Source organism: Natronocalculus amylovorans (assembly GCF_023638035.1).
GTDB lineage: Archaea > Halobacteriota > Halobacteria > Halobacteriales > Haloferacaceae > Natronocalculus > Natronocalculus amylovorans.
Window position 1 is genome coordinate 330830 of record NZ_JAKRVX010000003.1, and the last position, 25806, is coordinate 356635.

25 protein-coding genes, 2 tRNA genes and 1 pseudogene are annotated in these 25806 nt (G+C 50.7%); 15 read left to right on the forward strand and 13 right to left on the reverse strand.

Going from position 1 to position 25806, the window contains the following annotated elements; all coding sequences use genetic code 11:
* Positions 1 to 34: 34 nt before the first annotated feature.
* Positions 35 to 829: an enoyl-CoA hydratase/isomerase family protein gene (locus AArcSt2_RS09825; RefSeq protein WP_174653653.1), complete on the reverse strand. Its 795-nt coding sequence runs from the start codon at positions 827 to 829 to the stop codon at positions 35 to 37.
* A 130-nt stretch (positions 830 to 959) separates the two neighbouring features.
* Between AArcSt2_RS09825 and AArcSt2_RS09830 the strand changes: the two genes are divergently transcribed.
* A complete protein-coding gene (locus tag AArcSt2_RS09830; RefSeq protein ID WP_174653652.1) occupies positions 960 to 1421 on the forward strand; it encodes a halocyanin domain-containing protein in 462 nt (153 codons plus the stop codon).
* 16 nt (positions 1422 to 1437) lie between these two features.
* On the opposite strand, the gene AArcSt2_RS09835 is transcribed toward AArcSt2_RS09830, so the two are convergent.
* Positions 1438 to 1902, reverse strand: coding sequence for a MaoC/PaaZ C-terminal domain-containing protein (locus AArcSt2_RS09835; protein ID WP_174653651.1), 465 nt, complete (start codon positions 1900 to 1902; stop codon positions 1438 to 1440).
* A 232-nt stretch (positions 1903 to 2134) separates the two neighbouring features.
* Here AArcSt2_RS09835 and AArcSt2_RS09840 point away from each other — a divergent pair, with 232 nt between their 5' ends.
* Entirely contained in the window at positions 2135 to 2575 is a 441-nt protein-coding gene (locus AArcSt2_RS09840) for a DUF8009 family protein (protein WP_174653650.1), read from the forward strand.
* Here AArcSt2_RS09840 and AArcSt2_RS09845 read toward each other — a convergent pair.
* On the reverse strand, positions 2572 to 3219 hold the full coding sequence (locus AArcSt2_RS09845) for a DUF6517 family protein (RefSeq protein ID WP_250584264.1): 648 nt from the start codon (positions 3217 to 3219) through the stop codon (positions 2572 to 2574). The two genes, AArcSt2_RS09840 and AArcSt2_RS09845, sit on opposite strands and share 4 nt — an antisense overlap.
* A 94-nt stretch (positions 3220 to 3313) precedes the next feature.
* Complete coding sequence (locus AArcSt2_RS09850; protein WP_174653648.1) at positions 3314 to 4267, reverse strand: transcription initiation factor IIB; 954 nt, start codon at positions 4265 to 4267, stop codon at positions 3314 to 3316.
* A gap of 273 nt (positions 4268 to 4540) precedes the next feature.
* Here AArcSt2_RS09850 and AArcSt2_RS09855 point away from each other — a divergent pair, with 273 nt between their 5' ends.
* Together AArcSt2_RS09855 and AArcSt2_RS09860 are read left to right on the forward strand one after the other, a co-directional pair.
* Complete coding sequence (locus AArcSt2_RS09855) at positions 4541 to 4951, forward strand: DUF7961 family protein (RefSeq protein ID WP_174653647.1); 411 nt, start codon at positions 4541 to 4543, stop codon at positions 4949 to 4951.
* Positions 4952 to 4953: 2 nt separating this feature from the next.
* Entirely contained in the window at positions 4954 to 5580 is a 627-nt protein-coding gene (locus AArcSt2_RS09860) for an METTL5 family protein (protein ID WP_174653646.1), read from the forward strand.
* 6 nt (positions 5581 to 5586) lie between these two features.
* Here AArcSt2_RS09860 and AArcSt2_RS09865 read toward each other — a convergent pair whose 3' ends face one another.
* The 3 genes from AArcSt2_RS09865 to AArcSt2_RS09875 form a co-directional block, all read right to left on the reverse strand.
* Positions 5587 to 7353, reverse strand: a complete 1767-nt coding sequence (locus tag AArcSt2_RS09865) for a rhomboid family intramembrane serine protease (RefSeq protein ID WP_250584266.1) — start codon at positions 7351 to 7353, stop codon at positions 5587 to 5589.
* Between the two features lie 90 nt (positions 7354 to 7443).
* Positions 7444 to 7722: a UPF0058 family protein gene (locus tag AArcSt2_RS09870; protein WP_174653644.1), complete on the reverse strand. Its 279-nt coding sequence runs from the start codon at positions 7720 to 7722 to the stop codon at positions 7444 to 7446.
* A gap of 64 nt (positions 7723 to 7786) precedes the next feature.
* Entirely contained in the window at positions 7787 to 7999 is a 213-nt protein-coding gene (locus AArcSt2_RS09875) for a DUF7120 family protein (protein WP_174653643.1), read from the reverse strand.
* Positions 8000 to 8159: 160 nt separating this feature from the next.
* Here AArcSt2_RS09875 and AArcSt2_RS09880 point away from each other — a divergent pair, with 160 nt between their 5' ends.
* From AArcSt2_RS09880 to AArcSt2_RS09895, 4 genes are all read left to right on the forward strand, one after another.
* Complete coding sequence (locus AArcSt2_RS09880) at positions 8160 to 8750, forward strand: sulfite oxidase-like oxidoreductase (protein WP_250584268.1); 591 nt, start codon at positions 8160 to 8162, stop codon at positions 8748 to 8750.
* A 64-nt stretch (positions 8751 to 8814) separates the two neighbouring features.
* The gene (locus AArcSt2_RS09885; RefSeq protein ID WP_250584270.1) at positions 8815 to 10161 is read left to right on the forward strand and encodes an isochorismate synthase; all 1347 of its coding nucleotides are present in this window, start codon (positions 8815 to 8817) and stop codon (positions 10159 to 10161) included.
* Between the two features lie 44 nt (positions 10162 to 10205).
* Positions 10206 to 11963: a 2-succinyl-5-enolpyruvyl-6-hydroxy-3-cyclohexene-1-carboxylic-acid synthase gene (menD, locus tag AArcSt2_RS09890; protein WP_250584272.1), complete on the forward strand. Its 1758-nt coding sequence runs from the start codon at positions 10206 to 10208 to the stop codon at positions 11961 to 11963.
* A 40-nt stretch (positions 11964 to 12003) separates the two neighbouring features.
* Positions 12004 to 12087, forward strand: a tRNA-Leu gene (locus AArcSt2_RS09895).
* 586 nt (positions 12088 to 12673) lie between these two features.
* Here the strand turns inward: AArcSt2_RS09895 and AArcSt2_RS09900 are convergent.
* Together AArcSt2_RS09900 and surE are read right to left on the reverse strand one after the other, a co-directional pair.
* Positions 12674 to 14041, reverse strand: a complete 1368-nt coding sequence (locus tag AArcSt2_RS09900) for a type I restriction endonuclease (protein WP_250584274.1) — start codon at positions 14039 to 14041, stop codon at positions 12674 to 12676.
* A 341-nt stretch (positions 14042 to 14382) separates the two neighbouring features.
* The gene (surE, locus tag AArcSt2_RS09905) at positions 14383 to 15165 is read right to left on the reverse strand and encodes a 5'/3'-nucleotidase SurE (protein ID WP_250584276.1); all 783 of its coding nucleotides are present in this window, start codon (positions 15163 to 15165) and stop codon (positions 14383 to 14385) included.
* Positions 15166 to 15244: 79 nt separating this feature from the next.
* On the opposite strand from surE, the gene AArcSt2_RS09910 reads away from it, so the two are divergent.
* Positions 15245 to 15580: a DUF5798 family protein gene (locus AArcSt2_RS09910; RefSeq protein ID WP_174653638.1), complete on the forward strand. Its 336-nt coding sequence runs from the start codon at positions 15245 to 15247 to the stop codon at positions 15578 to 15580.
* Positions 15581 to 15647: 67 nt separating this feature from the next.
* Positions 15648 to 16628, forward strand: a complete 981-nt coding sequence (locus AArcSt2_RS09915) for a PLP-dependent cysteine synthase family protein (RefSeq protein WP_250584278.1) — start codon at positions 15648 to 15650, stop codon at positions 16626 to 16628.
* 32 nt (positions 16629 to 16660) lie between these two features.
* Here AArcSt2_RS09915 and AArcSt2_RS09920 read toward each other — a convergent pair whose 3' ends face one another.
* The 3 genes from AArcSt2_RS09920 to AArcSt2_RS09930 form a co-directional block, all read right to left on the reverse strand.
* The gene (locus AArcSt2_RS09920; RefSeq protein ID WP_174653636.1) at positions 16661 to 17083 is read right to left on the reverse strand and encodes a CoA-binding protein; all 423 of its coding nucleotides are present in this window, start codon (positions 17081 to 17083) and stop codon (positions 16661 to 16663) included.
* Positions 17084 to 17181: 98 nt separating this feature from the next.
* On the reverse strand, positions 17182 to 17793 hold the full coding sequence (locus AArcSt2_RS09925; RefSeq protein WP_174654609.1) for an RAD55 family ATPase: 612 nt from the start codon (positions 17791 to 17793) through the stop codon (positions 17182 to 17184).
* Positions 17794 to 17940: 147 nt separating this feature from the next.
* A complete protein-coding gene (locus AArcSt2_RS09930) occupies positions 17941 to 18780 on the reverse strand; it encodes a geranylgeranylglycerol-phosphate geranylgeranyltransferase (RefSeq protein WP_174653635.1) in 840 nt (279 codons plus the stop codon).
* Between the two features lie 170 nt (positions 18781 to 18950).
* Here AArcSt2_RS09930 and AArcSt2_RS09935 point away from each other — a divergent pair.
* Positions 18951 to 19025: transfer RNA gene (locus AArcSt2_RS09935), tRNA-Arg, on the forward strand.
* A 187-nt stretch (positions 19026 to 19212) separates the two neighbouring features.
* Here the strand turns inward: AArcSt2_RS09935 and AArcSt2_RS16830 are convergent.
* Positions 19213 to 20004: pseudogene (locus AArcSt2_RS16830) on the reverse strand (DUF7961 domain-containing protein); the annotation flags it as partial.
* A gap of 359 nt (positions 20005 to 20363) precedes the next feature.
* Between AArcSt2_RS16830 and AArcSt2_RS09945 the strand changes: the two are divergent.
* The 4 genes from AArcSt2_RS09945 (at position 20364) to AArcSt2_RS09960 (ending at position 25781) form a co-directional block, all read left to right on the forward strand.
* Positions 20364 to 22619, forward strand: coding sequence for an NADP-dependent malic enzyme (locus AArcSt2_RS09945; RefSeq protein ID WP_250584280.1), 2256 nt, complete (start codon positions 20364 to 20366; stop codon positions 22617 to 22619).
* A gap of 107 nt (positions 22620 to 22726) precedes the next feature.
* Complete coding sequence (locus AArcSt2_RS09950; RefSeq protein ID WP_250584282.1) at positions 22727 to 23890, forward strand: trans-sulfuration enzyme family protein; 1164 nt, start codon at positions 22727 to 22729, stop codon at positions 23888 to 23890.
* A gap of 14 nt (positions 23891 to 23904) precedes the next feature.
* On the forward strand, positions 23905 to 25086 hold the full coding sequence (locus AArcSt2_RS09955) for a M20 family metallopeptidase (protein ID WP_250584284.1): 1182 nt from the start codon (positions 23905 to 23907) through the stop codon (positions 25084 to 25086).
* 86 nt (positions 25087 to 25172) lie between these two features.
* Positions 25173 to 25781 (forward strand): TetR/AcrR family transcriptional regulator, encoded by a 609-nt coding sequence (locus AArcSt2_RS09960; protein WP_250584286.1) that lies wholly within the window; start codon positions 25173 to 25175, stop codon positions 25779 to 25781.
* The last annotated feature ends 25 nt before the right edge of the window (positions 25782 to 25806 follow it).

Sequence of the window (25806 nt, forward strand, 5' to 3'; positions counted from 1 at the left end):
TATCAGCGTTTCCGTCCGGATGATGTATCGTATTCTATTCTCCGCTAAACTCTGGCTCACGACGCTCTGCAAATGCAGCGGCACCCTCTGCATGATCTCGTGAGTCAAGCACCGCTGCTTGGGCTGCTGCTTCCTGTTCGATCGCTGCGTCCAGCGACGTGTTCGGATTATGCCGGAGCAGTCGTTTGGAAGTCCGAAGCGCGACGGTCGGACCTGTTGCGATCGTCTCGGTGAGCTCGGTTGCGTTTGCCTCGAACGCGTCCGTGTCGTACACATGGTTTACGAGACCGATCTCTTTGGCTCGATCGGCATCAAGTAGCTCGCCAGTAAACACAAGCTCACGAGCAATATTGTCTCCGACAAGTCGAGGGAGGAGATACGAGGTTCCTGAATCTACTGCAAGCCCAACCTGACGGAACCCAAAGCTGATTTTTGCATCATCACTGAAGAGCACGATGTCACAAGCAATTGCTAGATTTGCACCGGCACCAAACGCAGCGCCGTCTACTTTCGCAACGGTTGGGAACTCACACTCTGCGACGCGTTGAATTGCACGACCGGTCTGTTGAATCACGTGTCTGACACCCGCATCCAGTGACATCTCATCAGCAAATCGTTCAATCATCATCTTTACATCACCACCAGCACAGAACGCAGGCCCAGCACCCGCAAGCACAACACAGCGCGTCTCTCCCCCCTCAATTTCATCTAACGCATCCATGATACCATTGGAGACCGCAATGCTGAGTGCGTTCCTTCGATCGGGTTGATTGATTGTGATTGTTGCAATGCCGTTACGCTGTTCAAGCAGTACTGGGTCGTCACTCATTCAGTAGCTACTGGATGGGCGAGCGTCCTAAATCCATACTAAATAATCACGAGCATCGTTTTCTTACGTTGTTTCTCAAAAAATGAGAGGAAACGGCGAGACTCAAGAGCACTGACCTGCTAGAGACGGTATGGACGAACCGACGACTCGACGTCGTGTACTGCTTGGAACTGCGGGTGTAGCCACAGTTGCGCTTTCAGGGTGTATGGGTGGCGATGATGGCGGGAACCCGGATGCAGATCTTGAAGAAGACACGTATGGAGACTGGTTCGCAAGTGCACGTGGATACGAGGGGACAGTTGATCAGACAGGCAACTCGGAAGTTACTGTCGAGGTTGGAACTGAAGGTGGATTAGCATATACGCCGGCAGCAGTACGAGTAAGCACTGGTACAACGGTTGTTTGGGAATGGACTGGACAGGGTGGCTTACACAATGTTGTCGAGGAGGATGACGTGTTTTCGAGTTCAAATAAAGGGGAAGAGGGTGCAACCTTCACGCATACGTTCGATGAGCCTGGTGTGTATCGTTATGTTTGTACACCGCACGAGCATCAAGGGATGGTTGGTGCGGTTGATGTCGTCGAAGAGTAGTTCGAGTTCGTGACGCTTACTCCGGTCGTGTTTTGATCATAAATTTCATATCGCCCTCAAACACAACGGTCCCTTCCTGATTCGTCATTGTTGTATCGATCACAACAAGACCAGCATCATCACGGCTGGAGAACGGTTTTGTTTCTATGACTTCCATTGCAAGTGAAATACTGTCGTCCATTTTGACTGGTGCTGGAATATCCATATAGTTCATGCCCAAGAATGCGACAACCGTCCGCTCGAGGAAGCCACAGCGATAGACGAACCCAGTCGCTAACGTAAACGTCATTGGCCCATGAGCGACCCGCCCACCAAAGTACTCCTCTTCGGCATAGTGACGGTTACTATGGAGTTCTGTCCAATCACCAGTAAACATCGAGTGGAATGTAAAATCCGATTCAGTGACCGTTCGACCAACACTCTGGAACGTTTGTCCAACAGCAAAGTCTTCGAAGTAGTGTGGTTCGTAGCTATATGCCATGGCTGTCCGCTCGCAACGAGGAATAAAAAAGCATAGTGATTCTACACGATCGATTATTTCATTGAGTCATGATAACGCTTAACACATATTGTAGCTTATAGTGTAATCGATGCGTGTTCAATCTGGGTTTAGATGTTCCGAGTGCAATCATCGGGTAAGCACGGCCTCATACCACTCACGATGCCCACAGTGTGACGGTAGGTTAACATCTCAGCGGACCTATTAGTCGACAATGGTTGACTCGGATGGTCCAACAAGCAACGATCCGCATGTAATTCGATCGATTGCAGTGACTGTTGATGATATCGTGACTGCAGTGGAAGCAAATCACCGAACCGATCGAACCGCTGTGCTTCGAATTACGCCGCCGTTTAACGGACGAATGCGCGCTCGCATACATATTGCTGGTGGTGAGGGTAAGTATGGCACAGCACCAGTTGAACCGATCCATATTGACCCATCTACATTTGTTGACACGGTTCCAGCGTATCCAGAAGTCGATGAGACCGCTGAACAGCTTGTGTCTGGGTACTCGGTTGAGAAGCACTATGAATCGCACACAAAAGCAGTCAGCGCCTGGAGAGAGACAGTAACAACCGAGCTAGTGGATTCAATCACTATTGAGACTCCAACCGGAACTCATTCAGTTCGTGTGGCGTATTTAGGTCGTTAGTGCGCGTGCTCAATCGACTCAAAAAGCTGCGGTGTGGAAGACTCCGCTTGCTCGTGGATACGTTCTGGAGATACTGCAGCCGAAATAATAAAATCATCCGCATTTCGCATCACTGCAATCTGTCCACGGATGTCGACTGACTGCCCCTCCATCACCGCTTCGGCAGTGAATAGTGAAGCGGTTACTGATTCGCCCAAGATTGTGTACGTTTCTGTCCCTCTCTGTTCAAGATTGGAGACCTCACCGTACTGTTCTGTGAACATCTCAATGAGTTCTCTGTGATCCAGCTCTGCAACGGGATTAAACTCTTGACCTGCAATCTCCACTGCAGGTGTTGCGACAGCTGCAAACACACCCGTTTCGGTTTCCCCCACATCAGGGATCTCGAACTGTTTGTAATAGATTGCAAGTTGGTTTGTCGCCTCGACCTCTCGTGTTTGTCCTGCAGCAGCAAACTCCTCGCGAAGCGTTTGTGCTTCCTCTCGATCGACTTCGTACCCGGTGTCAGCAAGCGTATTCGATGGCACTGTTGCGGGTGATGCTTCAACGCTGAGCGGCCCGCTTCCAGTAACAAAATCAGCACAGCCACTGAGCAGCGTCACACCACCGATCGACATTCCCAACAATTGTCTCCGTGATACCATGATTTATAAAAAATATGTGTTCGAGTATCATAAACGGTAACAAAAAGAGGGCTCTCCCAACAGTGAAAAACGCGAAAATAGATTATGTATATCGTTATCTGAAGCCCATTGCTTCGATCTGCTCTTGATACCGGTTTCGAATGGTCACTTCGGTGACTTGCGCAACGTCTGCGACTTCTCGTTGTGTCTTCTTTTCGTTACACAGAAGCGAGGCCGCGTAAATTGCGGCCGCCGCAAAGCCAGTTGGGGATTTCCCTGAAAGCAGACCTTGCTCAGCTGAAACGTCAATAATTTCCGTTGCTTTTGCTTGCACTTCTTCAGAGAGGCCAAGCGAAGAAGCAAACCGTGGGACAAACTGTTTTGGGTCAACCGGTCTCAGCTCAAGGCCGAGCTCTTGGGAGATGTATCGATAGGTTCGACCAATCTCTTTCTGTGGGACTCTGGACACTTCTGCGACTTCATCAAGCGATCGTGGGATTCCCTCTTGTCGGCATGCTGCATAGAGTGCCGCAGTTGCAACACCTTCGATCGATCGACCACGGATCAGATCCTCGTTGAGTGCACGACGATAAATCACGGAGGCAACTTCCCGAACCGATCGTGGGACACCAAGGGCGGATGCCATCCGATCGATCTCCGAGAGTGCAAACTGGAGATTCCGCTCACCAGCATCTTTTGTTCGGATACGTTCTTGCCATTTACGGAGTCGATGCATCTGACTTCGTTTTTCGGAAGACAACGAGCGGCCATAGGCATCTTTATCTTTCCAATCAATCGTTGTTGTCAATCCCCGATCGTGCATTGTCTCGGTGATTGGTGCCCCCACACGAGACTTGCTTTGACGCTCGGAGTGATTGAATGCACGCCACTCAGGACCGCGATCAATCTGACGCTCATCAAGAACCAACCCACAATCATCGCAGACGAGTTCGCCTTGATCTGCATCGGTGATAACCTCATCTGAGCCACACTCTGGACACGATAAGATTTCGTCCGATTGTTGTTCCGATTCCCGCTCCTGTTGGCGTTGCCTGCTCGGACGTTCCATTAATAAGGTTTTTGGTCGGTGGAGTATTTAAATCTTTGTGCAAGATATAATATCCACGATATATTAGAAATCCTACTTTTCAAATCTAAACACGTGGTATAACGCTTAGAAGTGCGTATTTCAAGGGTCAATTGCGTATACGAGATGTTAATATGTGTTGCTGTATAATTATTATCGTGACGTTTGATCACATGTTATATGATGTCTCACTGCTTGGAAATAACCACTGGGCATTAACAAACATTTTTGTATAACTAGTGAATATGTGTTTGTATGAGCACCACCCATCTCGCCCCTGCGGTACGTACATCTCACACGCACGAAATTACCCCAGTTGAAATCACTGAGTCTGAACTTGAGTCAACGGCACCCGAATCGCTCCGGGACCTCAAAGCAACGCTTGCACAGGAAGGATACCAGCCAACAACCCTCCACGTCTCTGCGTGTTTCAGTGAAGATTGTTCTCTCAAAACACAACATGAGATTGAGCGACTCCGAAACTCTGTCCGAACGGCGGCATTTCTTGGCGTTTCAACGCTTCAGATTGAGATTGATGACGTCGAATCGGTTGAAAAAACAGGAGACGCACTATCTGCCCTCTCGGAACGAGCGTACAGAGAGGGGGTTTCACTGAACCTTTCGGGGAAAGGGGCCGAACATATCACCCTTGAGACCACAGTGTAGCTGTGGCATCAAAACGCGCACTCGCAGGAAAGCTCTCGGTTGTTGCTGGATTTGAGAATCCACAACTTGGGCTTGAACAGTATCCAACGCCCCCAGACCTCGCAGCGCACGTCATACACTTAGCTGATTTACAAGGTGACATTGCGGGCCGAACAGTGATCGATTTAGGTGCTGGAACTGGTATGCTTACCCTTGGTGCGGCGCTACGGGGGCCCGCACGTGTTGTCGGCGTTGAAGTCGATCGATCGGCAATTGAGACCGCACGTAAAAATCAAAACCGCGTTGGAACAACAACTGCAATTCATTGGATACAAGCAGATGGTGGTCGAGTTCCACTTCAGTTATCCGAACCAACGACGGTCGTAATGAACCCACCGTTTGGTGCACAAAACGGCTCTCACGGTGCCGACAAGCGGTTTCTCAAAAGCGCAGCAGAGCTCTCTGATGTGTCGTATTCAATCCACAACGCCGGGAGTCAGTCGTTTATTGAGTCGTTTGCTGGAGACCACGGTGGTACGGTAACACACGCATTCGAAGCGGCATTCGAGGCGCCCAAGCAGTTTGCACACCAGACCACCGATCGAAAGGAACTCTCAACAGAAGTGTACCGCATTGTGTGGTCTACGTAACCGGTACTATCTCTGCTCGTTGCCATACCGCTCTTTTTCAGCAACACGAACTCGCGTCTCCGTTTCCTCATCAACAGCAAACAGAACGTTCTCTACGTTTTCTATCTGAAGCCCTGCAAGCGCTGCAGTCTCATTCTCTGCCGGGATCTCTTCGGTAGCCACGTCACCGTCAACATCCGTTGCAACAACAAAGACGTCCTCTACAACACCGACTGTGATGTTTTGTCCAGCGATGGTCGGCTCCGCAGTTACTGGATCGGAAACAAACTGCGTTCGTTCTTCTCCAGCATACCGAAGCGAGACGCGATACGCAGTCCCACTGTTCGCTGCACGCCAACCCTCGCGTTCTGCAATCACGGTCTCTTGCCACCCAACGCCACCAACGCGGATTGCTGCCCGACCATCAAACGCCAACCTGCCGCGTGTTGTCGCTGTTGTCCAAATATGTCGATCGGTGTTTCGAACAATCACACCCGAGGTGTTAACCTGTGTACTTTCACCAAACGCGTCAATATCAACAACACCGATCATACCATCCGGAACATCTTCTCCATACGTTATTTCATAGCCGTCGATTTCGATCGGATCGCCCGGGAGGTCGCTTTGATCTGCAGTGTTGAGGCTAATCGGAATCGTCGGTCCGAGAAGCGAGGCAACAGCAACCAACAAGACAACAAATGCAACCTGTTGTGTCGTCCCGCTCGTTAGTGACTCGAACGTCGTTGTTGGGTTTGGGACCACACGAGTTGGAAAGAGCGGCCGATCGCGCGAAACGACAGCGGCAGCAATGATCGTCGCTAATATGAACACAAGCGCAAGCCCGAGCCCTCGGTAGAGTATGTACTGCTCGCCACCTCGATACCAGTAGATCGCCCACAGTGACTGGCTTACCGCATAGAGTAATGCACCGGTCCACAGCCGAAGCGCAGTCGGCGGGTTATCGTTTCGGTACCACATGAGCGCAACACCAGCAACAACGCCAAGTAGGAGGCCGATCGCATGGCCCTGAACCGCAATGCCTGCAAACCACGGTGTACTGTATGTCGCTTCTGCGGCTGCAAACTGTACCGGGTTTGCGAGTGCATTGTTGAGTCCGCTAATCACCTGTCGAGCGGTGAGCGCGACCACGGTTGCGATCGGGTAATACACCAACGCAAACCCAGCAAATGCATAGACGACACCGGAGAAGCCGATCGACGGCCCAAGCGAGAATACACCTGTGAGAATGCCGATTGCAATGACTCCAAGCGGAAAGAGCACGAACGCACGAATGTATGGGTTCGTTCGGAGCGAACTGAAGGTTGACTCACCACGTTTGTCGGTGTAGTGACCAAACGCAAACTCCGCAAGCGGTGCAAGCGCGAGTGTCCCGATCATATTCCCACGCAGGTGACCGTAATTTGCGTGTGCAAACCCGGATACTACGACCGGGAATGGGTCAAGGTAGCTCCACGCACGGAACGGAATAACCGTTGGTGCATATCGGTTGTGGATCCCACCTTGGATGAATAGATACACCCCAATAACAAGTGCCATCGACACGATCGTCCCCCAGGGTACGCCAAAGAGCAATCGGGATCTCAGTGTTGCCCCCCACGCACCACGCGGTGTGTCGAGGCGGTACACAACGTAGAGCGAGCCAACCACTACAAAAAGTAAAAAGAGCTCAAAAATCGGTATCTGTTGGGAAACAGCAATGAGGTCAACCTGCCCGGAAAGACCAGTTATTGGTCTCAGGCTGAGTGAGCTGTCACTTCCAAACACCGTGCTCATACCGATAGGAGCCGTGGAGGGGTTAAGAAATCGCTGGTTGGTGCAGGGTGCGATAGTTGACCACCGCTATCTACCCACCACACGGCTAACTTACAGTTTGTTTTCGGCGTCTTTTGCGAGCTCTTCCATGCGCTTGCCGACACGACCGGCGCTCGAGAACTCATCTTCGCTCATTGCGGTTGCGAGTGCGTTTCCAAGGACAAACACTGCATGTTTGTGTTCGCTTTTTGATTTGTGAACGTGAGATGGGTCGACAGATAGCTGTTCGTACGGGTCAAACAGCGAGGAGTCGACGTCTTCGCGCGATCGGAAGTACTCCATAATCTGAACCATCTGTTCGTGTAGTTCAAGTAGCTCGTCTTTGTGCATAGGTCCACGTAAGACGGGTTACGTTTTAAGGATTATTGGGGAAACCTCGCACGCAGACAAAATATTAGAACACGTATTCGTCTTCGTGGCCCATCATTCCGTCGTCTTCGAACGCCGGATCCTCGTCTTCGAGGGGACCGCTTGTTTTGTATGCTTTAAGACCGGTTGAGAGAAGCCCTTCAACGGCCTCTTCTCGGTTGAGGAACTCGCCCTGCTCAACCAACTGCGTTACTTGCATTTCAAGGTGCTCGGGGATATTGATCTCGACTTTCGGCATCTGATCATTCTGGGCTTAACGGGATGGTTATTTAAACCTACCGCCGTGTATGAGATCTACACAACCGGAACGTCTGTTTCGTTGACTAGTACTACGACCGAATACAGTGAACCACCGCCAGAGCGGTATACATACACGTCTTGAGAATCAATCAGCGTCTATGAAAGACGTCACCGATCTCTATCAGTCATACAGTGATGATCGGCTCCCACCAGGGCAACGAGAAACCGATCGATTCCCCGTCCTGTCAAAGAGTGGAACTCCGAGTTGGAACCCAAGCGAGTGGGCGTTTGAGGTGTGGGGAGCAGTTGAGGAACAATTCTCGCTTTCATACGATGAATTCTGTGAACTCCCGTCAGAGACGCAGCTACAAGATTTCCACTGCGTAACGGGCTGGAGCAAGTTCGACTGCCAGTTCACCGGTGTCCGTTTTGAGACAATCACAGAGCGTGCGGAGGTCGCAGATGATGCGGTGCACGTGATGTTTCACGCTCTTGATGGATACACGACCGATCTAACACTGGAGGAGTGCATGCGCGAGGAGGTTCTGTTTGTGTATGAATATGACGGCGAAGAGCTGCCAGCAGATCATGGCGGACCGCTTCGTGTTGTGACACCACACAAGTATGCATATAAAGGTGCAAAATGGGTTACCGGTGTTGAGTTCCTTACCGAGCATGAGCTTGGATACTGGGAGCGCCGAGGTTACTCAGACACAGCAAACCCGTGGAACGAAGAGCGATATAGCTAATTTTCGATCGCAGCCGCTTTTTTAATAGTCAATCTAAAGAGTGCGCAGCCCTGAGTGAGAGTGAATGAGTCCGCCCCAGATAACTGATCGGCAGGCACTGGTGAGCCGTGCAACACCGATCAACAACGTGGACATCCGGGCGGTATTGGATGCAACAACCGAACCACGAATTGTTTGGGGTGCACCGGATCAAGCAACCGTCGTTGGCTGGGGGTCCGCTGCGACATTAGTTGCGAACGGTCCGGATCGCTTCTCAGAGATCCAAACACAGGCAGAAGCGCTTTTTTCATCGGGTGATGTGCATGCGGGGACAGAAGCCGCACGGCCACGACTGTTTGGTGGGTTCTCGTTTCACGAACAGACGGCAGCTCGATCGCCATGGAACGCGTTTCCGGATGCCCGATTTGTCTTTCCACGCGTGCAGGTTACGTATGCCGATTCCGGTGTCTGGCTGACGGTTAATGCAGTTGGGACGGATGCAACGCCAACACAGGTTGAAGACACGCTCCAACAAGCGAAAGATCGGCTCGAATCACTCGAACCACACAGTCACGATCCAGTTGCACCGGGAATTGGTGAATCACACCGAACAACCACGAAGCAAGCGTGGACCGAGAGTGTGAACGAAGCGACTCGACGGATCAACGCGGGTGAATTACAGAAGGTCGTGCTTGCACAAGCGCTTGAAGCATCGCTTGCCTCTGAGCCCTCGATCGGCGATATTCTCAATCAACTCTCAGTAAGCTATCCAAACTGTCATCTGTTTGCGATTGAGCCACCTGCGTCCGAGCGGATCAGTTTCTTTGGTGCAAGCCCAGAGCGTCTCGTTTCGGTTCACGGGCGAACTGTTGAGACGGACGCACTCGCGGGGACGACTGGCCGTGGTGAGACGCCTGCCGAAGACGAGTGGCTTGCCGAGGAGTTGCTGGCGGATCCAAAGAACACCCACGAACATCAGCTTGTTGTCGAAACAATCAGAGAACAGCTCAAGCCATACGTTGCGTCAATTTCGGTTGGCGATCGGCGTGTGAAACGACTTGCGACCGTCCAACATCTTCACACACCAATCACTGCTGAGTTAGCTACTGATGAGCACGTACTGTCGCTTGTCGAAGCACTCCACCCGACACCGGCTGTCGGTGGGCTCCCGCCTGAGAAGGCACTGGAGACAATTATCCGAACGGAACCATTCGAACGCGGGTGGTATGCCGCACCAGTTGGATGGATTGATGCTGCAGGTAATGGGACATTTGCCGTGGCACTTCGATCGGCAGTCACAACACCAACAACGGCGACGCTCTTTGCCGGTGTTGGCTTGGTTGCGGATAGCGACCCTGACGCTGAATGGGACGAGGTTGAATTAAAATATCGATCGATTCTTGATGTCCTTGAAGGCTCGTCAGTTCGATAGCCGTTTCCACATCGCTATTGTATGCACAGTTCATACTCACAGCTATGTCTTTCCCCAATCGGAACACGCTCTGGGCACACGCAATCGTTGAAGAGATTGCACGGGCTGGTATTTCTGCGGTCTGTATCTCTCCGGGTAGCCGATCGACGCCCCTAACGGTTGCATTCGCAGAGCATGACGACATCCATGTCTTTTCACACCTTGATGAACGCTCAGCAGCGTACTTTGCGCTCGGGCGGGCACGTCGGACAGGCGATGTGACGCCTCTTGTCTGTACATCTGGAACAGCAGCAACGAACTTTCATCCAGCAGTAATCGAAGCATCAACTGCGCGTGTTCCACTGTTGTTATTGACTGCAGATCGACCACCAGAACTCCGTGACTCAGGGGCAAATCAGACCGTCGATCAAGAGAAACTGTACGGTGATGCCGTTCGTTGGTACAAAGACCTGCCAGAGCCGGAAGCCACCGACAGAAAGCTTCGATCGCTCAGAACAGACGTCGGGCGAGCGATCGGCACCGCAACAGGAACACCGTCAGGACCAGTGCATCTCAATGTGCCGTTCCGAAAGCCACTCGAACCAGTGCATGTCGAGGGAGACATCCCTGACTCGCTTTCAGCGCTCGCAGCGACTGGTCGAACAGACGAGTCACCGTTTGTTCGAACCACTGCTGGGACGATGGGGCTTGGCGATCGAGACGTCCATCGGCTTGCAGAGGCAATTAGCGTCGATCGCGGACTGATTGTTGCTGGGCCAGCCGATCCCCCCGGGTATGACAAAGAGTCTCTCCTCGCATTCGCGCATGCGAGTGGCTTCCCAGTGCTTGCGGACCCACTCTCGGGGCTCCGATTCGGGGGCCAGAATCGAGTCGCACCGATCATCGGTGGCTATGATGCATATGTAAACACTGACGCTACTGCGCTGTGGCCGGATCCAGAGGTTGTGATTCGATTTGGGGCGTCACCAACGTCGAAACCGCTACGGAAATATTTGGCCGGGACGGATGCACGACAGCTCCTTGTCGATCCAGCAGGCGAGTGGCGTGAAGCCGAGTTCACGGCAACGGATCTTATTTCAGTTGACCCATCACAGTTCTGTGCACGGCTTGCACGCAGTATTCGACAGCCAGGTGATCCACAGTGGCGATCGAGATGGGTGGATGCAGACAACGCGCACTGGTCCTGTGTTGAACAGTCAGAAACGTTCTCTGAGGGTCATATCTTGAATACGGTTGTCTCGGAGAGCCCAGATCCGGCCACGATCGTCGTCTCAAATAGTATGCCAGTGCGCGATCTCGATCGGTACGGAAAGCCAACAACAACATCGATCACTGCGCTTGCAAACCGCGGTGCTTCCGGGATTGATGGCGTTGTCTCGACCGCACTTGGGGCAGGGAGTGCGACAACCGACCACCTAACGCTTGTGATCGGTGATTTGGCGTACTACCATGATATGAACGGACTGCTTGCGCTCGATCGGTGTGACGTCGATGCGACGATTGTGCTCATCAACAACGATGGCGGCGGTATCTTCCACATGCTCCCGATCGAATCGTACGATCCACCGTTTACGTCACAGTTTAAAACACCACATGGAGTAGACTTTGAGCCAACAGGTGAGCTGTACGGGAGTCCGTTCTATCGTGTCTCTAATATGGAGACGTTTACAGAACGCTATACTGAGTCGATCACCACGCCTGGCTCGACAATTATTGAAGTCCAGACTGATGCATCCGAAAGTCACGAGGTTCGAGATAACTTGCAGGCGGAGACGATTGAAAACGTCTCGTCGATCGAGTAACGCAAGGTACTTACCATCGTTCTCTCATAGATATAGGTGCGCGTGGGTAGCCAAGCCAGGAAACGGCGCAGCGCTTAGGACGCTGTCTCATAGGAGTCCGCCGGTTCAAATCCGGTCCCACGCATCCAATAAATCGGTGCATTCTTGCGTTTTCTTCCTGTCAAAACCATTTTAGTCAACCCAACGAAAAACTGTGACAATATATTAGAGGTGAATTTGGACCCCGGACACCACATGAAAATTGTCCCATCAGCCAATCGCGAGCGACTCAACGAGAAACAGATTGTTGACTACCACAGTTACCGGGAATCGTTCCTAGAATGGTTCTTCATATAGGGAAGAATCCCGTGTATGGCCTCGTTTATCAATGAAGGGAATCCACGCTCCATTCTGGGGTGTCCACAGTACCCTCAGATAGCCCTCTGCTTTGTTATGGGTTTATAGAGAACACAGCGAGCGAGGTGTGGTGATATCTGTAAGATTTCAAAAAAGGCCGACGGGCTAAACGACGGAGTTCCTAATAAGGGTAAGAATAAGAACCAATTTTGCTTGCTGATATATTTATTCACCCCATTGTGAAAAGAAAATGACTTCATGCCGATATTTATATTTATTTAAGTAATATTGGCGTGATTTCCCGGACGTGCCCTCTCTAAATTGTATATATGTTGTTAAGATCGTCTTTTCGCGAACATTATCCCCGCAAGTGATTACACTTCATCAGAATTCACCGGGAGCCAAGACCTATTATCAAGACGAACCAAATTTAAATCACGAAGATTTTGGAGCGCAGTTTGAACATCAGTACGGGACTCTCCCCATTCATCATCCCACTCAATCGGAGACTCATCAAACTTAGCAACCGTGCGGTGAATTGAGCGGAGCGATCTACCCGGATTTGCTCTAACTGCCCTGAGAACAAACTCTTCCTTCGAATTAGGTTCCTCTCTTCGTTTAGAGTCGTCTGCAAATAGGTCATCTGTAGTCTCGGCAGTTCGCAATTCCCCAAGGGTGGTATATTGTAGTGACTGAGGCCATTTGTTCTTGAACGGAATGGGGTCTTCCAATTCATAGAGGCTATTCTTTTCAAAGACAACGACCCTCTTCCCATCCTCAATTTCTTTTCTATCCACGTAGGATTCCGGTTCACGTCGAAGTTGAGCATTTTCGGGAGAAACAATCTCTTTGACCTTTGCTAAGTATCTCACTTCCTGAGCATCTCGAGATAGATACATAGCCACATAGTCTGGCTTGCCCCCAATCCGGACAAATCCCCAAGCGTTGTTTTCGGTGAGGAACTTGAGTCCCGATTCACGGGAAGGGAATACTGCGACCTTGGCGTTATCAGGGCCTGAGATATTCTGCCTTCTAATCGCTCCCACTACTCCACCCCCACCCGAATCAGGACTCTCAATCTCTTCTTCAATGTTATCGATGAGCCGGTCAATCATCTCCTTGGCTTGAGACTCAGCAGGTTGGGAGAGAGTTTCTGAGACGTTATTGGCTAACAGTTCAGCGATTTCGGTAGCTAAGTCATCCTTGTCTCTTCCGAGTGTATCACGGGCATCCCTCAATTCCGTAATGCGATTCAGAATTTTCACCCACTCATTATTCTCAATAGCATCTTTCGTAAACGCTCTCAGAATCGTAACTCTTTCACAAAGGTTCTGAAGGTCTGTCTTAGCGAGTGTATTCACATTGACTTTGGTATCAACAACCTGCCGTCTGTAGAACTCATAGTCTTCACCGTTGGTCAATATCCCTAAATTCACGTCTTCGTTCTTCAGGTATGCTCTCAGTTGCTCCCGGTGCTTGTTGCCGAGCGAGTTGTCAACGCCTTTGGCTTCAAGAAATGCGACAGGGGTTCCTTCCAAGACCAGCGCATAATCTACCTTGTAGGTCTTTCCGAACGCCTTCACCGAGTATTCAAGTTGAGTGTTGGCCGGAATATTCCATCCGAGAAGGCCAAGAAAATCCCGTAGGATTGCCGCCTTCGTGTTCGCTTCATCCATTTGAGGCGAAGCGTCTATAATTGATTGAGCGTGTTCAATGTACTCTCTCACCGCTTCCCGTTCCATAATTACTTACAGATTGTTCAGCCCAATGTTATCAAAGTATCTGACTCAACTCTCCAAACGACAATATCGTTTGGCCCTGTGGGGTGGGTGTTCTTATAATGATATAGACCCAAATAAGGCTTATCAGGCAGGGAATCGGTGAGATACGCCGGAATTGAAGTTGGTCCTACTGCAGCGCTTAGGACGCTGTCTCATAGGAGTGCGTCGGTTCAAATCCGGTCCCGCGCATTTTTGCTCCGAATAATAAGACCTGCAATCTTTCTGAATGGAGTTAACACAGTAACCGATCGAGGTTCAAATTTCAACAGTGGGTTCAATAATCCGAATCCGACTATGACGTTCTAACAGTCTTTATACGCCGCAGCAAGCCCATCAAGCGCTTCGTGATGTTCTGCCGTATGTGGTGCCGTGAGTGGTGATACACTCACTCGACCTTCCATGATCGCCCGCCGATCGTATCCCTCCGGATCAGGGATAGTACCATCTCGCATCTGCTCCCAGATGTAGTCTTTAATTGCCACCGTTGAGCCGTTCTTTTCGGCACCCATTTTGTACCACCGAGATGGTGTTGTCACTTCGATCGGTGCCACCGTTCCGTTAAACAGCGGTGCATTCACGTTGAGGTAATCAACCTGTTCGAATACGCCTGCATCGACCGAGTGTTTAACCAGATAGGTTGCGGCTTCGGTCGCATTTCGGTAGTCTTGCGGGTCGGTCGCCTGTTCACGCCAATTGTCGCTTGCTGGAATATACATCGAGACGGCGATCGCTGGCACATCAAAATATGCGGCCTCAACTGCAGCACTCACAGTGCCCGATCGGCCGAGTACGTACGACCCAATGTTTGCACCTTTATTACAGCCAGCGACGACAATATCGGTATCTGGACACAGCGACCCTAGCCCTGCAACAACACAGTCTGTTGGTGTTCCAGCAACTGCGTATCCGAGTTCGTGTTCTTCAAGTGTAACTTCGTGTGACATCGATCGACCAACCGCGCTCTGGTCGTTTTTTGGGGCGACGGCAGTGACAGAGCCGACAGTATCTAACGCATCATAGAGGGCACGGAATCCAACGCTGTCGATACCATCGTCGTTTGTCAGCAAAATCGAAGGGTCATCCATGCGTGACAGTTACGCGGACAGCGCAAAAACACACCGACAACCCACAAAGAAGACAAGGGGGGAGCATATATCAGAGAGTATGGGACTCGGTAGTACAACAAAAAAGATTCAATCGATTGCTGATACCGCAGAGCAGATGTACCAACGAATGAACGAACTCCGGATTCAGGTCGAAAATACCCAAGATACGGTACAGACAACCGGTGAAAAGGTGCAGAGACTCGAAGCAGAAATTATTGAACAGCGAGCAATCATTGAAGCGATCGCCGAAGAGTTGGATGTTGATCTTGAATCAGTCACTGCTGAAGCTCATATTCTAGAGGCAGAAGCCGAAGCGGAGAAGGCTGATTCGGACAACACTGATACCGAGTCATCGATCGATAACGCAGAGGAATCAAACAACCCCACCGAATAACTCTCCGTATTTATTGACAACGGGTCGATGAAAAGGTACACAAACAGGGGCAACATTTGCCTACCTAATGACAACCCATCGGCAGCCACTCGATTCTGTGCTTGAGACGATCGGCGAAACGCCGCTCGTCCGAGTACACGCTGGGCCTCCGGGAGTTCCGATCTACGCGAAATTGGAATCGTTCAATCCGGGGGCGAGTATCAAAGACCGGATTGGCAAGTATATGCTTGAAGAGATGTTAGCAGATGGAACCCTCAAACCAGGTGGGACCGTCATTGAGCCAACCGCGGGGAATACGGGTATTGGAATCGCGGTGGCTGCAGGTCAACTCGATTTGGAGGCTGTGTTTGTTGTCCCAGAGCGGTTCAGTCTTGAGAAACAGCAATTAATGCGCGCTCTTGGTGCAACGGTCATTAATACACCAACTGAGAAGGGAATGGGATATGCGATCGATCGGGCTCATGCGCTTGCCGAAGAGCTTGCGAACGCAGTTGTTCCACAACAGTTTGAGAACCCACTAAACGCTAACGCGCACTATGAGACGACCGCACCGGAAGTCTATGAGGCGCTTGAAAATGAAGTCGGGGCGATCGTCGCCGGTTGTGGGACTGCAGGGACACTCATGGGGATGGCACAGTATGGCCGAGAATACGATGCACAAACCCATGTAGCCGCAGTCGAGCCGGAAGGTTCACTCTATGCAACATTCACTGGTAAGGACGTCGAAGAAGGATCGTACAAAACGGAGGGTATCGGAACGCATGATCCATCAACAAACGCCTTATTTGACCCCACGCTTGTTGATGAAGTGCTTCGGTTCTCCGATCGCATGATCCACGAAGAAATGCAACGGCTTGCGGCTGAGGAAGGCCAGCTTGTAGCTTCCAGTGCTGCAGCAAACAGTTTAGCTGCACAATCTGTGGCAAACCGGATCGCTGACGGATCCATTGATGCACCATCCGATTCGGTTGTTACGGTGTTTGCAGATTCAAGTGAGCGGTACCTCTCGAAAGGAGTGTATCGATCGTACGACGAGTGGGAAGGATAGTCCGACAGTGAGGCGTGAATCAGCACTCCAAGCTATCGAAGTAATAGTCCGTGCTCAACTTTCATACAGCGGTCTTCTACAACAGTGAGTCCAGCGGCTTCTGCTTTCGCAACCGCATCGTCATCATGAATTCCAAGTTGGAGCCAAATAGTATCTACGTCACCACGTGCTTCGTGCCGATCAAGAACTGAGTCAACAATCCCAGCAACTTCCTCACTTGGCCGGAACACGTCAACAATGTCGATCTCCGAATCTATATCTGCTAGTGACTCAACGGCGGGGACTCCAAGAATTTCATCCGCATATGGATTGACCGGAATGATCGTATAGCCGTGTCGCTGGAGGTACGCTGGTACTTCGTGTGCTGCTTTCCCGGGCGTTGTTGAACAACCAATAACTGCAACAGTCTGTTTTTTAAGTATCTCCGTCAGTCCGGCAGCATCTGAAACAGGCATACATAGACAACAACGGTAGCGAAAAAAAGTGTTTGTGGCGTATTGTTCGGTCTCAAAGGCCGGAGGTCAGAGGTCAGAGGTCAGAGGTTAAAAGCCAGTCACGATCGAGCAATTCGGATATCTGGATCAGCATCTTCACTGGTGGTGATGATCCCATCGAAGAGCTGTGTGAGCGTATTCATTGTCTGTTGGTCATGTGCTGTCGAATCAATGCAGAACAGGCCAAGTCCACCAACGCTTTGAATACGTCCAGTAAAGACGTGAAGGAACCGGAAGACAGTCTGTAGATCGGAGTACATTAACAACGTTGACAGTGAATGCACCATGATCCGGTTCTTTTGGATCCCACGATCTTGGTAGAACGCTTGGAGAAACTCAGAGAGTTTGATTCCAATACCAGTCATATCAACCGGTGAAGACGTGTACTTGATTCGCTCATCATCAAGTACATCATTTACGCCTTGTTGGCGAGTGACACAGTCGACAACCGCAACAGGTCTTCCTTGGTACGCTGTTCGCTTCTTATAATCGCTCAACACTCGCTCTGCACCGTCTTTTGTTGTCACGACGATCGCCCCGTTCTTTTGTTCAGTTCCAGCCGCAAGAATGTCAAGACACAGTGCTCGTTTACCTGTCAGTGGTGGACCTGTGACGAGTAGATTGGTGCCTGGTTCGACCTCTGTCTCAAGGTCGGGACCTAAATCATACATTGTGTGATCCTCGTGAATACCACTCCCGACTTCTGCCACTCAAATGACGTTGTATCTCGTCGGAAGTCATTAGCTGTTAAAAACATACTCCGAGCCAGTAATATTCTTTTTGATTACGACGGAGATGTATATTTATATTTTCAATCATCAGACACCGCCAAGTCGCCCTAATAAAAATGCAACTGCAGCGAGGAGCATCCCCACTTTGAGATATTTTTGTCCAACTGTTGGATCACTGAAGGATCGATAGGTCGCCCACAACATCACAATATCCGCAGGAATAATCGCGAGCAGGTAGATCAAGCCAAATGTTTCAGTTACATACGGAATGACACTCGCAGCGACACCGAGAACGATTGCACCGGTACCAACCCACAATGCAGGTCGCTCGCCAATGACAATCGGTAGCGTCCGAAGATTCTCCTTTCGATCTCCATCAATATCTTCGACGTCCTTAACAATCTCTCGAGTGACGGTTGCGATTGCAGCAAGGAAGAACAATATTATCGCCCCAAACGGCTCACCGACGGCGGCCCCGCCAAAGAGGAACGTACTCCCTGTAAGGTAACCAACAATAACGTTGCCAACCCCCGGAAGCCCTTTGAATAGCTCTGTGTACGCAAGGAGTGCGAGCAGATTGATCACTGCAATAATAATCGCTTCGATCGGAAGCAAGAGTGCCGCAGTGACTGCACCAAAAAAGAGTGCAATGCTGAATACAAGCGTTTCGCGGGGACTTACACGACCGCTTGGGATTGGCCGATCGGGACGATTAACTGCATCAATCTCGCGATCGAAGTAATCATTGATCGCATTCCCAGCTCCGGTTGCAAGTCCAGTTGCTGCGATCGCAAGCGCAACATTCAGCGGACTAACGGAGAGCCCACCCGCAACAAATGCACCAATAAATGTGAGAAAGGATGCAGCGACGACATTGCCCGGTCGCGTGAGTTCAACGCACCCACTGAGTTTCTGTGTGAGACTCATACCCCTCCGTTCGTCTGTTCTTGTGGCCCCTGTTCTGACATACCCACTCTCATCAGGGGAACCGAATAAAACACCCGCATCTTGTGTTTGTGTCGATCGCGTGGTATAGTGGCGCACTCTCGATGCAGACCGACGGCCTTATAACCAATCTGACCGCTACATGTGAATGCGGGCACTTAGCTCAGTCTGGACAGAGTGCTTGGCTTCGGACCAAGTTGCCGCGGGTTCAAATCCTGCAGTGCCCATCACATTTTGTGACAGTCCACATTTCGCAGACGGGAGCGACCCGCTTATAAAAGATACCCCGATCGGCGTAATAGAAGGTTACTTACGACGCATCAATCTACGTCTCTTAGTACCAAAACCGTCGGAAAATCCAGTCATTATTATTTATATCCTCTGATTCCTACTTTTGAGATGAATAAACACTCAAGCAAATTCCAAGTTCGAATGCTTGTATGAATACAGCTGAATATCTTGATCATCACAGTACGAAGCAAGTTTCGCAGCATGGATCGTTTCCCAGTCGCCAGGCCCTTCTTCTAAGTGTGGCTGGAATGCAACGTTTACAGCCTCATCTTCCATAGCGTTTCCATAAATACTGGTCTCTGCTTCCGGTGGTAACACTTCAATCACAATAGCAGGGTCTCCTCTATGGCCCTCTTTTTTCACAACCCGATCGCCAGGTACGGACGGATTTTCTGGCATCTGATTCAGGTGAGCTGTGTTCGGTCCAATATCAATCAACTCATTCATTGGATTCAGCGAGATCGGCTCCAACTTGGCAGGTGTTTCACCTGAATACTTCTCGTCCATTTTTACCTTCGTTACCAAGCTATGAACCCACTCCCAACCAAGTAGAATAAGAGCATCCTCATTATCACGATGTCAAACCATCACAATGATATCGTCGTCTGAATCATTCTCAACCAATGACTCTGGTGAAAAAGCTGAGATATCTCTTGATGTTTTCACATCAACTTCATACTCGAAGATCTCAAAATCATAGCTACTGAAACTCTCTGGATTGCAGCGCCGAATCGCCTCTTCATTCATCCAAGTCCACATCTCAACAGGAAGATACTCTCGGCAGAACCGTTCAAAAGCTATTTCTCCAAGGTTTCCTACTCGCTTACTATCTAATTTATCACCCTTACATCCCTGTAGTAGTGCTTGGTGATTTGATCGTTCTCTGTCAATTTCGTCTGGTTCAAACCGATACATAAGTGACTCACCGGAAACGACACCCCGTATCTTGACCGAACAATGTATGGGGCCAAGGTATAGGAAGCAATCTCCGTAGCTTTGCATCTATTTGTCCTGAAAGATATAATTTCCCCTCAAGCGATAGTTCTACAAAAAGCATCTTTTCTATCAGTTCGTGACGTGTGATTACAGTATTGGTTCGTGTGTTCGAATGACTATTTACGGACAGAGACACACGAAATAAAACCAATATATAAGGACACAAAATATTGCCACAGCTGAAATCGAATCCACTGATAAGACCAGTTATGTGAAACAACTTCCACTCTGTTGGTCGAGTCTACACACTTTTACTCAGTTACTCAATAGAGATATCTATGACGCTAGAAGAGGATGCACTCGAGTATCATAAATCGAAGCCACCGGGCAAGATCGAGGTTACCACAACAAAACCGACAAACACCCAGCGCGAGCTCAGCCTCGCGTATTCGCCGGGCGTTGCGGAGCCGTGCCGCAAGATCGCAGCAAATCCTGACGATGCGTACCGCTACACTGCAAAAGGAAATCTTGTTGGTGTGATTTCAAACGGGAGTGCCGTACTCGGGCTCGGTGACATTGGACCACAAGCATCAAAACCGGTTATGGAAGGGAAAGGAGTCCTATTTAAGCGATTTGCTGATATTGATGTCTTCGATATCGAGATTGGTCATAAAGACACCGATGCCTTCATTGAGTCTGTTGTTGGGTTGGAACCCACATTTGGCGGTATCAATCTCGAAGACATTGCTGCACCGGAGTGTTTTACGATCGAAAAGCGGCTGCGTCAACGAATGGACATTCCAGTCTTCCATGACGATCAGCATGGGACTGCGATCATTACTGGGGCAGCTCTACTGAATGCACTTGAGATTGCCCAAAAGGATATCAAGTCGATACAGATCACATTTGCGGGGGCTGGCGCTGCCGCGATCGCAACCGCTCGGTTCTATGTCTCTCTTGGGGTTCAAAAAGAGAATATTACGATGGTTGATATTGATGGGATTCTCACTGCCAGCCGTGCTGACGCTGGTGAACTTGATCCATACAGTCAAGAGTTTGCTCGTGATATTCCGGATGGCGGCCTTGCGGATGCAATTGCCGGTGCGGATGTCTTCGTTGGTCTGTCTGCTGGTGGGATTGTTGACCCGGAGATGATTCGATCGATGGCGGCAGATCCGATCGTGTTTGCGATGGCAAATCCGGATCCAGAGATTGGGTACACTGCGGCTAAAAACGCCCGCAAGGATACGGTCATCATGGCAACAGGCCGATCGGATTATCCAAATCAGGTCAATAATGTGTTAGGGTTCCCGTTTATTTTCCGTGGGGCGCTCGACGTCCGAGCGACCAAAATTAATGAAGCGATGAAAGTTGCTGCCGCAGAGGCGTTGGCCGAGCTTGCAAAAGCAGACACGCCTGATGCAGTTCGCAAGGCCTACGGTGACCAACCGCTCAAATTCGGCCCAGAGTATATTATTCCAAAACCGATGGACCGTCGGGTTTTATTCGAAGTCGCGCCTGCAGTGGCAGAGGCTGCAATTGCTAGTGGTGTTGCTCGGAGAGAACTCGATCGTGACCGGTATGTCGAGCAGCTTGAGGCTCGCTTAGGGAAGTCACGAGAGATGATGCGTGTCGTGTTGAACAAAGCAAAAAGCGATCGCAAACGGATTGCACTCGCAGAGGGTCACAGCGAGAAAATTATCAGAGCAGCACATCAGCTCATCGATCGTCATATTGCGGACCCAATTTTGATTGGGAATGCAGCCCACATCAGGCGGACGGTTGACGATCTTGGGCTAGCGTTCGTTCCGACAATCGTAGATCCGACAGCCGAACCGTATGATAAGTATATCGAATCGCTGTATACCCAACGACAGCGCAAAGGAATTACACGAAGGGAGGCTGCCGAGCGGATTCAGGATAGCAACTATTTCGCCTCAATGATGGTACAGCAGGGAGATGCAGATGCGATGTTAACTGGATTAACACATCACTATCCCTCTGCACTGCGACCACCGTTACAAGTCATTGGGACTGCAGATGACGTCGAATACGCTGCAGGAGTCTATATGTTGACATTCAAAAATCGTGTGATCTTCCTTGCGGACGCAACAGTCAATCAGGATCCTGATGCAGAGACGCTCGCCGAAATCACTCGGCATGCTGCAGCGACTGCGCGTCGATTTGATGTCGAGCCACGGGCTGCGCTCTTATCATATTCGGACTTTGGAAGCGTCGACAACGAAGGGACACGGAAGCCCCGCCGTGCAGCCGAACAGCTACGAACCGACCCGAGCGTTGATTTCCCAGTTGATGGTGAGATGCAAGCAGATACTGCAGTGGTCGAAGAACTGCTTGAGGGAACATACGAATTTACAACACTGGAACAGCCTGCAAATGTGCTCGTGCTCCCAAACCTTGAGGCAGGTAATATCACATACAAACTGCTCCAGCGGCTCGGTGGTGCAGAGGCGGTTGGCCCAATGTTGGCAGGGATGGCAAAGCCAGTGCATGTGCTCCAGCGTGAAGATGATGTGAAAGATATCGTTAATTTAGCTGCTGTCGCAGCAGTCGAAGCCCAAGAACCCGAATAGCAACACTATGTCTTTGACAATCAGGTAACGTATCGATCGTTCCAGCGTGGCCTGAGACAAATGAAATGCGTACGCTCTTTGTATGGCTACCGAGAACGTGGAGACAGATGACAAAGCGACAATTCGCAACCAATGGTGTCCACTCAGGCGAAGGAGAACACGATGCACATGGTGCACTCGTTACACCAATCTACGCAAATGTAACGTATCGATACGACTCTCCAACAGAGATGAAAAGCGAGTATCGGTACTCACGGATGAAAGAACCGACGCGAGAGTCACTCAACGCCGTTGTCTCGGATCTCCATAATGGAGAATATGCACGCACCTTTGCGAGCGGGATGGCTGCAATCAACACGCTCTTTACCACCGCTCTGTCTGCAGACAGTCATGTTGTCGCCGGACAAACCCTCTATGCAGAGTCACACACACTGTTGACGCGTGTCTTTTCTGATTTCGGTGTCGATGTGACGTTTGTCGATACAACAGATACAGAGAACGTTGCGAATGCGATCGAAGAGAACACTGATCTCATCTATCTCGAGTCACCAACGAACCCAATGCTGCAGATTACAGACATTGCTGCAGTCGCAGCGATCGCGGATGAACATGACGTACTCATGGGGGTTGATAATACGTTCTCTTCACCAGCACTCCAACGGCCGCTTGATCTTGGTGTTGATGTTGTTGTTGAGTCGCTCACAAAATATGTCTCGGGGCACTCCGATGCGATCGCCGGTGCGATTGTGACAAACGACAAAGCGCTTGATGCGGAGTTTGAGGTGATACAGTACAACCAAGGCGCAACCCTTGGCCCACATGATGCATTCCTCGCGCGCCGCGGTGCAAAAACACTCGGTGCACGGATGGAGAAACACTGCGAAAATGCTCGTGCAGTTGCACAGTTCCTTGATGAGCATGATGCAGTCGATCGCGTCTACTACCCAGGCCTTGCGTCACATACCAACCACGAGGTTGCGGCTGAACAGATGGCGGACTTCGGTGGAATGGTCAGCGTCGAACTCGATGCGACGCTTGAGGAGACGATCGCCGTACTTGAAGCGCTTGAGGTGTTCCAACTGGCAGAGAGTCTCGGTGGTGTCGAGAGCCTTGTTGAACAGCCAGCAGTAATGACGCACCAAGACCTTTCAGTCGAGGAGCGCGACAAAGCAGGCATCGCTGACAGTTTGATCCGATTCTCGATCGGGATTGAGGGAACTGAAGACCTCCTCCACGATCTCGAACAGGCACTTGCGGCGGGCTGCAACTAATCTACGCTACTGCAATGACGCTCGAATACGACACGATCGAATCATTGGCTGCTCGCTTAGTCCAGATTCCGTCCGAAAACCCCCCCGGAGAGGAAGCCACGTGTGCGGAGTTCATTCATCAGTGGTTCACTGATAGAGACATCGCTGCCGAACTGCTCGAAGAACCGGATCCCGATCGACCACAAGTCGGTGCACGTGTTGGTAGTGGTGCGCCAACACTTGTGATTAACGGCCACACAGACGTTGTCCCTCCGGGCGACCACGATGCATGGACAGACGGCCCGTATGACGGAGTCGTCTCCGACGGTCGCCTCTATGGTCGTGGCAGTGCAGATATGAAGACCGGGCTTGCGATCGGGATGCTGTTATTGGCTGCGTTTGCAGACCGACTCTCGACAGGAGAGCTGCCAGGTTCGCTTGTATTTCATGCTGCAATGGGCGAAGAAACCGGCGATCCAGGGACAAAAACGCTGCTTGAACAAGGCTATGATGGTGATCATGCGATCGTGATTGAGCCAACTTCGTTCCGTGCCGCAACGAGTTCAAAAGGACTTGCCGTCTATGAAGTGACACTCACCGGTGCGGCAACACATGCAAGCCATCCGGAGAAGGGTGTTAACCCGATCGAATCCGCTGAGCCGGTCCTCAACGCCATTCAGGAGTATAATACAGAGCTCATCAATCGCGGGACAGGCCTCTGTGGGACCGCGCTTGCAAGTGTGACCGAATTTGAGTCCGGTGTGGGATCGAACTACGGTGTCATTCCCGAAACTGCTCGGTTTATTTTCGATCGACGGATTGTGCCGGGTGAATCACTGGAATCGGTCGACGCTGAGGTGTATGCGCTATTTGATGAGATTGCGGCTTCGATTCCGCTCTCAATCGAGGCGACGCGAGTCCAACATTATGCTGCATCGGACATTCCGGTTGACGATCCGCTCGCAGTCCGAACACGTGAGCTCTCAGCGGACCGTGCTGGTGCTGACACGAAACCATGGGGAATTGAAGCCGCAACGGATATGCGGAATTTCATCAACGATGCAGACATGCCTGCGATTACGTGGGGACCTGGGTCGTTATCACAAGCACACACTGTTGATGAGTCGATCGACCTTGCCGAAGCCGCACTCGGTTATGATCTGTTGACACAACTCACAGAGGAGTTCCTCAACGGAGCAATCACGGACAACCGGTAGCGACCGGTTTGTCACTATTGTCACCGTTTCACCGATCGAACGAAACTCCTTTTAGGCTCGCTGACTGACTGATCAGTCAGGACTCAATGACGAGCGAACAGACACATGACAAAATTATGGAGGCCACGCACACGGCCCTCTGTAAACAGGGATATGGCGGCCTCACAATGCAAGATATTGCAAACGAGGCTGGCAAATCAAAGTCGCTTCTTCATTATCATTATGATACCAAGGCTGACCTCCTCGTCACATTTATCGAGCATCTACTCGACGACTTTGAAGATCGAGTGGCGGTAACTGAAGATGCATCGCCACAGGATCGGCTGCTCTCATTTATTGAGTGGTTTATTATCGAACCACACGAGGAGGAGCGAGCAGCATTTCATCTTGCACTGTTGGAGCTTCGGGCGCAGGCAGCATTCAACGAAGCGTTCAGCGAACAGCTTCGCGCAAGCGATGAGCTGCTCCGGGAGACGGTTGCATCGATTATCCGTGAAGGGATTGGCGACGGTGTATTCTACGATGTGGAAGTTGAACCGCTCGCAGCAATGATTATTGCAACACTGGATGGTGCACGTACCCGTCAAATCACACTTTCGACCGACTGGTATACCGAAACCGTCTGTACGCAACTGATCTCTGCCCTCCAAACGATGCTCTTTGTTGATTCGGAAGTGGTGACTCCGCGTGAGTAACGGGCAACGCTCACGAGTCGCTGGA